This window comes from Micromonospora sp. SL4-19 (genome assembly GCF_047921475.1).
Classification (GTDB): domain Bacteria; phylum Actinomycetota; class Actinomycetes; order Mycobacteriales; family Micromonosporaceae; genus Micromonospora.
Genome location: NZ_JBLROB010000046.1, coordinates 23,525 through 32,907, shown reverse-complemented (window position 1 = coordinate 32,907; position 9,383 = coordinate 23,525). Strand labels below are relative to the sequence as shown.

Annotated in this window: 9 protein-coding genes; 8 read left to right on the top strand and 1 reads right to left on the bottom strand. The window is 69.0% G+C overall.

Going from position 1 to position 9,383, the window contains the following annotated elements; translation table 11 throughout:
- Positions 1 to 329: 329 nt before the first annotated feature.
- The 8 genes from ACNAVT_RS30235 to ACNAVT_RS30200 all read left to right on the top strand — a co-directional run bounded on the left by ACNAVT_RS30235 (position 330) and on the right by ACNAVT_RS30200 (position 9,174).
- A complete protein-coding gene (locus ACNAVT_RS30235) occupies positions 330 to 425 on the top strand; it encodes a putative leader peptide (protein ID WP_416301223.1) in 96 nt (31 codons plus the stop codon).
- Between the two features lie 115 nt (positions 426 to 540).
- A complete protein-coding gene (locus tag ACNAVT_RS30230; RefSeq protein ID WP_416301222.1) occupies positions 541 to 2,997 on the top strand; it encodes a M14 family zinc carboxypeptidase in 2,457 nt (818 codons plus the stop codon).
- A 402-nt stretch (positions 2,998 to 3,399) separates the two neighbouring features.
- Positions 3,400 to 4,953, top strand: coding sequence for an ABC transporter substrate-binding protein (locus tag ACNAVT_RS30225; RefSeq protein ID WP_416301221.1), 1,554 nt, complete (start codon positions 3,400 to 3,402; stop codon positions 4,951 to 4,953).
- 10 nt (positions 4,954 to 4,963) lie between these two features.
- Positions 4,964 to 5,914 (top strand): ABC transporter permease, encoded by a 951-nt coding sequence (locus ACNAVT_RS30220; RefSeq protein WP_416301220.1) that lies wholly within the window; start codon positions 4,964 to 4,966, stop codon positions 5,912 to 5,914.
- The gene (locus tag ACNAVT_RS30215) at positions 5,911 to 6,810 is read left to right on the top strand and encodes an ABC transporter permease (protein WP_416301219.1); all 900 of its coding nucleotides are present in this window, start codon (positions 5,911 to 5,913) and stop codon (positions 6,808 to 6,810) included. The genes ACNAVT_RS30220 and ACNAVT_RS30215 overlap by 4 nt, the downstream gene beginning before the upstream one ends.
- Complete coding sequence (locus ACNAVT_RS30210) at positions 6,807 to 7,613, top strand: ATP-binding cassette domain-containing protein (protein WP_416301218.1); 807 nt, start codon at positions 6,807 to 6,809, stop codon at positions 7,611 to 7,613. The genes ACNAVT_RS30215 and ACNAVT_RS30210 overlap by 4 nt, the downstream gene beginning before the upstream one ends.
- Positions 7,610 to 8,389, top strand: coding sequence for an ATP-binding cassette domain-containing protein (locus ACNAVT_RS30205; protein ID WP_416301217.1), 780 nt, complete (start codon positions 7,610 to 7,612; stop codon positions 8,387 to 8,389). Before ACNAVT_RS30210 ends, ACNAVT_RS30205 begins: the two co-directional genes overlap by 4 nt.
- A complete protein-coding gene (locus ACNAVT_RS30200; RefSeq protein ID WP_416301216.1) occupies positions 8,386 to 9,174 on the top strand; it encodes a DUF1684 domain-containing protein in 789 nt (262 codons plus the stop codon). The genes ACNAVT_RS30205 and ACNAVT_RS30200 overlap by 4 nt, the downstream gene beginning before the upstream one ends.
- On the opposite strand, the gene ACNAVT_RS30195 is transcribed toward ACNAVT_RS30200, so the two are convergent.
- Positions 9,150 to 9,350 carry a hypothetical protein gene (locus ACNAVT_RS30195; RefSeq protein WP_416301214.1) on the bottom strand — a complete coding sequence of 67 codons (201 nt, stop codon included), beginning with the start codon at positions 9,348 to 9,350 and terminating at the stop codon, positions 9,150 to 9,152. The genes ACNAVT_RS30200 and ACNAVT_RS30195 overlap by 25 nt on opposite strands.
- Between the last annotated feature and the right edge of the window lie 33 nt (positions 9,351 to 9,383).

Genomic DNA, 9,383 nt, shown 5'->3' with positions numbered 1-9,383 from the left:
TCAGGCCACAGGATTGGCGCCGCCAGGACAAGGTTGTGGCGCTGATGTGCCCGCAGACCACCGTCGAGGAGGTCGCCCGGCACCAGGACGGCGGATCATGCGGCCCCGGGGTGCTCAAGCAATCTGAGTCGCAATCCCTATGGGGTTAGTAGGCTATCTCATTGGATTTCCTAAAGGCATGGCGCGAAAGCTTGGAACGAAAAACAGCAGGTCAGCCGCAGTGCCGTACCGCGCAAACGGGCCTCAATCCATGCGATCGGCCCCGGGCAGCCGGTGTCCAGACCGTGAGATTTCCGGGCTTACGGTGTTGACGGGCCGGGAGGTGCTCGATGAAGATCTCTTCCATGCGAAGCGCCCATCTCACCAAGCGAGGTCACATCGACCTCCTGCGCGTCGCCAGCGCTGCCTGTCGACCCTGCGCCTGACGCCGGGTTTCCTCTCTCTGCCGCTGCGGGCGTTCTGTTAAGCCGTAGGCCTCCGGCCCTGCTGCAGCCCCGTCATGCGGCGGAACCCTCCCTTTCGACAGGAGAGCTGTCCATCGTGCGCAAGACATCCGTACGCCTGGCTGCGGCTGGGCTCACCGCCACAGTGCTGAGTGCGGCACTCTGGACCGGGCCGGCACACGCAACAGCGTTGCCGGCCGTGCCACCGCCGCCCGTCGGCCCGTCCGAGATCACCGGATATCCCCGGCAGAATGTGCTGCCGGTCTGGCCCGACAATCCTGCCGACGCGTCCATCCCCATCGGCGCCATCCCGTACGACGACATCGCCCCGAAGCTGAACGCGCTACAGGCAGCCAGTGACCGCGTCTCTGCCCGGGTTGCCGGGAAGTCCAGCGGCGGCTACGACCTCTACGCCGTCACGGTCACCGCGCCGGAGAGCCGGAACGAGGACCGGCAGCAGGAGGAGTGGAAGCGTCTCATCGAGGACGACCCGGTGCGAGCCCGTACGGATCCTCGACTGCTGGCCGAGTACAAGACCCCGCTGTTCGTCAACGCCAACATCCACGGCAACGAGTGGGAAGGTACCGACGCGGCCCTGCGCGTCATCGAGGAGTTCGCCACCAGCACCGATCCCGAGGTGACGCGGCTGCTGAAGCGAAACCGGCTGATCTTCAACATCACGTCCAACCCGGACGGCCGGATCGCCGGCACCCGGGCGAACGCCGCCGGCTATGACCTCAACCGGGACCTCACCGTCGTCTCCCAGCCCGAGACGAACCTGATTCGCGAACTCATCATCGACACCAAGCCGATCATCACACTGGACCTGCACGGATACGTCAACCCGACGCTGCTGCACCCGAGCACCCCACCGCACAACGTCAACAACGAATACGACCTCTACATCAAGCACGGCCTGCCGAACGCGCTGGCCATCGAGGAAAACCTGCGTGCTCTGGGCTACCCCGAGACCCAGCGCGCCCGGATTCCGTTCCGGGACGACGAACCGGGTGTGTGGGACGACTTCCCACCCATCTACGTGCCGTCGTTCGCGATGCTCCAGAGCAGCATCCCGTACACCATCGAGGCGCCACTCAACCCGCGCGGCAGCCTGACGCCCCAGGAGCGGGTACGTCGTTCAGGCATCAACACGGACGTACATGTGGTGGCGATCAAGACCTCGCTGCAGTACATCCAGGACCACCGGGTCGAGGTGCTGCACGACCAGGCGGAGGTCTACCGGCGCGGGTGGGCCGGTGAGCCGCTGCGGGACATCCCCGACGGCTACGTGCCGGGTTGGGGACCGGAAGACAACTACCACACGGTCTTTCCTCGGGCGTACGTCATCCCCACCGGCCCTGGTCAGCACTCCGAGCCAGCCGCCGCCCGTCTCGTGGACCTGTTGATCAGCAGCGGCGGCCGGGTATGGCGGGCCAAGCACGACTTCCACGCCGGAGGCAAGAGCTACCGCGCCGGCTCATACGTCATCGACCTGCACCAACCCAAGCGCGGCCTGGTCAACTCGCTGCTCGAACCCGGCATCGACATCACCGAACGGGTGAACGACCTCTACGCCGGCCCGGCCGCCTGGAGTCAGGGGCTGACCTGGGGCGCCACCGTCGACACGGTCTGGGACCAGTTGCCAGATGTGCAGCTGAACCGGATCTACGACGGGGTGGCCGAGGGCCAACTACCGTCCGCCGACTCCGACCTGCGCCTGGACATCCAGGACGCCGCCGATCTGCTGGCGGTCAACTCGCTGATCCGCAAGGGTGTCCAGGTCTACCGGCTCGCCGACGGGTCGGTGGTGATTCCCGCCGTCCCCGGCAGCCGGCAACTGCTCAAGGACGAGGTCCGAGCGCACGGCGTCACCTTCCAGCGCGCCCCAGCCGGCTGGCACGGGACCCGGCTGGACGACATCGTCGTCGGCTACCTGGGCACCGTCGAGGAGCGCGACACCCTTTCCGACCTCGGCTTCACGGCCCGGGCCCTCACCGCCACGACGCTGGCCAGCACGCTGACCGATGAGGTTGATGTGCTGCTGATCGCGAGCAACCTCAACCTGACGAACCTGACGGCACCGAACCGGAACGCGCTCGAGGCATTCCTGGCCCGCGGTGGTGGCATCGTCGGACTGGGCACCGCCGGGGCGAACTTCAGCAACGGCACCTCGCTGTCGACCGTCACCGCCACCGCCGGGCCCTCGCTGGCCAGCGGAGTAGCCAACATCGTCAACCACGGTGGGCCAGTCACCTCCGGCGCCGTCCCGCACTCCTTCATCAGCCAACCGGTCTGGTTCACCAACCTCGGTGCCGGCGTAACGGTCGAGCAGTCCTATGCCGCGGACCCACTGCTTGCCGGCTGGTGGGCGGCGGCAACCGGCACCGGGACGAACGGACAGGCCGCCGCCGCGAACCAGGCCAGCATCGTCCGGAGCATCAGCCCCGGCGGCAACGGTGTCGTGCTCTTCGGTACCGACCCGACATTCCGGCTGCACCCGAAGGGCCTGCAGCCGCAGTTGGGCCGAGCACTGCTCTGGGCGGCACGGCCGTGACGACACCGACGCCATGAGTTGATCCCGCAACGGTGAGGGCCCGGACCGGCAGCCGCCCTTCGGGCCCTCACCAAGCACGCACACCACTCAGGGATTGCGAACAAGATTCGGACCTGTGGCACAGGACACGATCGCCGGCTTGCCGCCCCAACTGGCTGATCATGTAGCCTCACCTGCGTGAACACTGCGCCGTCGTTGGACCGGACCCCGCTCGCGGTCCGTGTCGTCGCCGCGCGCCGTATCTGCTGTTGTTGACGGTCTGACACCCCGGCCCTCGCCCGTGGCTGCCGCGCCACGCTGCCCGCGCCCCGTCATCAACGTCTGATCTGCCCCCATTTATGCACCTCCTTCACCGCGTCCCGCGCTCGCGCGACGCAGGTTCCGTCTGCCTGGAGTAAGGACATGACCACTCACCGCAGGCCCTCGGTCGGCCTACCCTTCGCACGCCGGTTGCGCCCGCTCGGCGCGCTCGCGGCCACCACCACCCTCGCAGTGCTGCTCGCCGCCTGCGGCTCGTCGACGAGCCCCGGGTCGACGGGCGCCGCCGCCCCCGACGCGACGATCACGGTCGGTTCGCTGAACGAGCCGACGACGCTCAACACGATCAAGGGCGGCAACACCGGCCACGCCCAGGTGCTGCTGCGCAACGTCGTCGAGGGGCTCACCGTGCTGACCGACGACGGCAAGGTCGAGCCACTGCTGGCCAAGTCGTGGGACGTGTCGCCGGACGGCACGGTCTACACGTTCCACCTGCAGCCCGGGGTGACCTTCTCCGACGGCACCCCGCTGAAGGCGAGCGACGTGGTGGTCGCGCTCAAGCGGGTGACGTCCGACGAGTCGACCAGCGCCCGCAAGAAGAACCTCTCGATCATGAAGACGATCGAGGCACCGGACGATGGCACCGTCAAGGTCACCCTGTCGACGCGGTCGCAATCGTTCCTGTTCTACCTCACCAGCACCGGTGCGGCTGTCACCAAGCCCGACGCCGGCAACCCGGAGACGACGGTTGTCGGCACCGGCCCGTACACCCTGACCTCCTGGAAGCAGGGTGACTCCATCACGCTGACCAGCAACGACAAGTACTGGGGCACGAAGGCCAGCAACAAGCAGGTGGTGTACCGCTTCTTCAAGGACGCCACCGCCGAGAACAACGCGCTGCTCGCTGGCCAACTCGACCTGGTGACCCAGGTGTCCTCGCCGGATGTGCTCACCCAGTTCGACAACCGGCCGCAGTTCTCCATCGTGGAAGGCACGTCGACGACGAAGGAACTGTTCAACTTCAACGACGCCATCGCCCCGTTCAACAACCCCGACGTACGGCACGCCATCCGGCAGGCCATCGACCGCAAGGCGCTGCTGACGGCGGTGTGGGCCGACCGGGGCCAGGTCATCGGCTCGATGGTGCCGCCCACGGACCCCTGGTACGAGGACCTGACCAGCATCGACGACCACAACGTGGCCGGCGCCAAGCAGCTGCTGGCCAAGGCCGGGTACGCGAACGGGCTGTCCTTCACCGTCGACTACGTACCGTCGGATGCGATCACCATCATCGCGCAGGGGTTGAAGAGCCAGCTCGCCCAGGCCGGGATCACCATCACGCTGAACCCCGTTGACGACGCGACCTGGACCGACAAGGTCTACAAGAACCACAGCTTCCAGGCCACCATCATGACCCACGTCAACCAGCGCGACCTGGTCTGGTACGGCGATCCGACGTTCTACTGGCAGTACGACAACCCGCAGGTGCAGAAGTGGGTCAAGGACTCCGAGAGCGCCGCGACGCCCGACGAGCAGACCGCCCTGCTGAAGAAGGTGGCACGGCAGATCTCCGAGGACGCGGCAAGCGCCTGGCTGTTCCTCGACCCCGCCATCAAGGTCGCCAGCAGCTCGGTCAGCGGCTACCAGAAGAACAACACCACGGACAGCTTCTATGTCGCGCCGATCACCAAGCGATAAGCGATAAGCGGTGCTCAGCTACCTCATCCGGCGGGTCGCCTGGCTGGTCGGTTCGCTGTTCGTCGCGGGCTCGGCGGTGTTCTTCCTGCTCCGGGTCCTACCGGGTGACCCGGCCGTCACGCTGCTGGCGGTCGGGTCCTCCCCGGACCAGATCGATGCGATCCGGCACCAGCTCGGCACCGACCGGCCTGTGCTGGCGCAGTACGGCCACTGGTGGGGCGACCTGGTGACCGGGAACCTCGGCGACAGCCTGTTCACCCAGATGCCGGTGCTCGATCAGATCGCCGGCCGGCTCCCGGTCACCGTACCGCTGGCACTGAGCGCGTTCGTGCTGTCGATCGTCGTGGCCGTACCGATCGGGGTGTTCGCGGCGGTACGGCGGCGGGGTCTGCTCGGGGTGGCGGTGTCGGCGCTGGCGCAGTTGGGGATCGCGCTGCCCATCTTCTGGGTCGGGATCGTGGTGGTCTGGTTGGTCGCGGTGCAGTGGCGGGCGCTGCCGCCGGGCGGGTTTCCCCGCACCGGCTGGCAGGATTCGGCAGCCGCGTTCCAGTCACTGGTCCTGCCGGTGGCGACGCTGACAATCGCGCAGGGGTCGGTGCTGGTGCGCTACGTACGCTCGGCGACGCTCGACGTGCTGAGCCAGGAGTACGTGCGCACGGCCCGCTCTCTCGGGTACAGCCTGCCGCGGGCGCTGTGGCGGCACGGACCACGCAACGGCGCCGCAAGCATCGTGCAGATCCTGGGCATCCTGCTGGCCAGTTCACTGCTGGGCACCGTGGTCATCGAGAGCGTCTTCGCCCTGCCCGGCCTGGGCTCGCTGCTGCTGACCAGCGTGAAGGCCCGCGATCTGCCGATCGTGCAGGGCACGGTCTTCCTCATGACGGCGACCGTGCTGGTGATGGGGCTCGTCGTGGACGTCGTGCAGCGGCTGGTCGACCCGAGACTGAGAGCACGGGTATGAGTACACCTTTGGTCGAGGCGGTCGAAACGGTCGAGGCGCTCGACATCCCCGCCCGGCGACGCCGAGGCTGGCGCTCGCCGTCGTTCGTGGTCGGCGCGGCGCTGCTGCTGGCGATTCTCGCCCTGGCGCTGGTGTCGCTGGTCTGGTCCCCGTACGGGCTGGACCACACCGACCCGGCAGCCCGGCTGGCCGGCCCGTCCGCACGGCACTGGGCGGGCACCGATCGCCTGGGCCGTGACCAGTTCACCCAGCTGATGCTCGGCGCGCGTACTGCGGTGTGGATCGGGCTGGCCTCAGTCGCGGTGGCCTTCGTCATCGGCGTCCCGTTGGGCCTGCTCGCGGCGGCCGCCGGCCGGTTCGTCGAGAACGCCGTCGTCGGAGTGATCGACATCGTGATCGCCTTCCCGACCCTGCTGCTGGCGATGCTGCTGGTCACCGTGTCCGGCGCGTCGACCGGAGTCGCGATCTGCGCGATCGGGATCGGCGTCTCCGCCGAAGTGGCCCGGCTGACCCGGATTTCGGCGAGCCGCGTGTTCACCCAGGACTACGTACTCGCGGCGCGTACCTGCGGCACCGGGCCACTGATGATTCTGCTCCGGCACGTCCTGCCCAACATCTGGCACACCCTGCTGGTGCAGGCCACCCTCGCCTTCGGCGTCGCGGTCATCGCCGAGGCGTCGCTGTCCTACCTGGGGCTCGGCACTCCGCCGCCCGCGCCGTCGTGGGGCCGGATGCTCCAGGAGGCGCAGTCGACGGTGAGCGTGGCCCCGTGGAACGTCCTGCTGCCCGGCCTCGCAGTCGCCGTCACGGTCGTCGGAGTCAACCTGCTCGGTGACGGCCTGCGGGAAGTCCTCGACCCGCAGCTACGACAGGAGAGGCAGGCAGCGCACCGATGACCGTCCTGGAGACCACCGGGCTGACCATCACGCTCGACGGGCAGCCGCTCGTTCGCGACGTCTCGTTCGGCCTCGCCGCCCGCGACCGGCTCGGCCTCATCGGCGAATCCGGCTCGGGCAAATCGCTGACCGCGCTGGCGCTGCTGGGACTGCTACCGCCGGGCATGCGCCCGAGCGGCCGCATCCTCATCGACGGCGAGGACCACCTCGGCGCGCCGGACCGGCAGTGGCGTCGGGTCCGCGGCCGCACCGTCAGCATCGTGTTTCAGGAGCCCCTGACCGCCCTGGATCCGCTGATGCCGGTCGGCCGCCAGATCGCCGGTCCGCTGCGGCTGCACCAGGGCCTCAACCGCAGCGACGCCGAGCGCCGCGCGATCGAGTGGTGCGACCGGGTACACCTGCCTGACCCGGCCCGGCTGGTACGGGCCCTGCCGCACGAACTCTCCGGCGGCCAACGACAGCGGGTGGCCCTGGCGATGGCCCTCGCCTGCCGGCCCCGGATCCTCATCGCCGACGAGCCGACGACCGCGCTGGACGTGACCGTACAGGCGCAGATCCTCGCTCTGCTCGACGAGCTGATCGAGGAGACCGGGGTGGGGCTGCTGTTCATCAGCCACGACCTGCCGGTCGTCGCCGGACTGGCCCGCCATCTCCTGGTCATGCGCACGGGCCGGTTGGTCGAATCGGGCCCGATCGACGACGTGCTGCGCCGGCCTAGCTCCGGCTACGCCCGGCAGCTCGTCGCGAGCGCCGCCAGGGTGACCCGGCTGGCCCGCCCCAGCGAGCGAAGGGAAGACCGTTGAGCGATCCGATTCTCAGCGGGCATCAGCTGACCCGATGGTTTCCGGGCCGCACCCACCCGGCGCTCGACGGGGTGGACGTCACCGTGCGGCCGGGGACCAGCCTCGGAATCGTCGGCGAGTCGGGCGCCGGGAAGTCGACCCTGCTGCGGCAGCTGCTCGGCGTGGACCGCCCGACCTCGGGCGAGATCCGCTTCGCCGGCCAGCCCCTCGACCGGGTCCGACACCGCGCGTTCCGTCGGCAGGTCCAGGTCGTCTTCCAGGACCCCCGGTCGTCGCTGAACCCCCGCATGTCGGTCGCGTCGATCGTCGCCGAGCCGCTGCGCTCGCTGCGCATCGGCACGGACCGGGCGGCCCGCGCCGAGCGCGTCGCCGAGGTGCTCACCGCGGTAGGGCTGCGCCCGGAAGACGGACGGCGCTACCCGCACGAGTTCTCCGGCGGCCAGCGCCAGCGCATTGCCATCGCGCGGGCGCTCGCACCGGCCCCGCGGATCCTGCTCGCCGACGAGCCCGTCAGCGCCCTCGACGTCTCGGTCCGGCTGCAGATCATCGACCTGCTCAAGGATCTCGTCGACCGGCTCGGGCTCACCCTGGTGCTGGTCTCGCACGACCTGGCGATCGTCAGCCAGCTGTGCCAGGAGGTGCTCGTCATGCGCCACGGCCGCGTCGTCGAGCGTGGCCCGACCGCGGACGTGCTGACCAATCCCGCCGACGAGTACACCCGCGCCCTGCTGGCGGCCATCCCGCAACTGCCGCTCGACCTGCTGGAGGAACCGTGACCTTTGTTGATCAGTGGCGGACCTGGCACGCCGAACGTGAGGCGGCCGTGTCGGCGCCGGGCGGGGACCTCACGCTGACCGGCACTCACTGGCTGGTGGGGCGTACCCAGATCGACGGGATACCCGGCGCCTGGTTTACCGACGGAACCGACGTACGGGTGTCCGGCGCCGAGAGCCTGCTCGTCGACGGCGTACCGATCGCTGAGGGCGTGCTGCGCCCCGACCAGCGGCTCATGGTGGGCGACGTCGAGCTGAAGATCGTTCGACGCGGCGGCGACCTGGCGGTACGGACGTACGACCCGCACGCGCCGGCGGTGCGCCGGTTCGCCGGCATCGACGCGTACGTCCCCGACCCCGCCTGGGTGGTGACCGCCGAGTTCACCCCGGCTGACGCCGACCAGACGGTGAGCACCGAACACAGCCACTCCGACCGGCTGGTGGACTACCCGGTCGTCGGCACGTTCAGCTTCACCGTCGACGGCCAGCATGCCGAGTTGGTCGCGCTGTACACCGGTCACGAGGGCGAAGCGCACATTACGTTCCGGGACGCCACCAGCGGACGGGAGAGCTACGGCGCGGCCCGGTTCCTGTTTGTGCCCCTGCCGGCGACGGCGGGCCCGGCGATGCTGGACTTCAACCGCGTCACCCTGCCGCCGTGTGCGTTCTCCGAGGCCTTCATCTGTCCGCTGCCGCCCCCGGGGAACGTGCTGCCGTTCGCCGTCCGGGCCGGCGAGAAGGCCGTGCTTGATCAGCCGGCCGGTCAGGCGCCGATCCCTCGTGGGTAGCTGAAGAAGCGATCCTCCTTTCTCCCGGGCCAGTTGCCGCCGTGCGCGGCTCCGACTGTCCGGCCGCCCAGGCCGTCGTCGGTGTCTTCGCTGGCAACGGCCTGGCCGACGTGCTGTCGTGCATGATCACGACGATTGACGGAGCCGTACGGCAGCCTTCCCGACAACTGCACCATGACGGCCTGCTCGGGCGTCTTTAGTGTCGTGCC

What these genes read in the sequence shown, in the direction of transcription:
- ACNAVT_RS30235 (WP_416301223.1), top strand. Translation starts at nt 330, where the DNA reads ATGAAGATCTCTTCCATGCGAAGCGCCCATCTCACCAAGCGAGGTCAC.
- ACNAVT_RS30225 (WP_416301221.1), top strand. Translation starts at nt 3,400, where the DNA reads ATGACCACTCACCGCAGGCCCTCGGTCGGCCTACCCTTCGCACGCCGG.
- ACNAVT_RS30215 (WP_416301219.1), top strand. Translation starts at nt 5,911, where the DNA reads ATGAGTACACCTTTGGTCGAGGCGGTCGAAACGGTCGAGGCGCTCGAC.
- ACNAVT_RS30210 (WP_416301218.1), top strand. Translation starts at nt 6,807, where the DNA reads ATGACCGTCCTGGAGACCACCGGGCTGACCATCACGCTCGACGGGCAG.
- ACNAVT_RS30195 (WP_416301214.1), bottom strand. Translation starts at nt 9,350, where the DNA reads ATGGTGCAGTTGTCGGGAAGGCTGCCGTACGGCTCCGTCAATCGTCGT.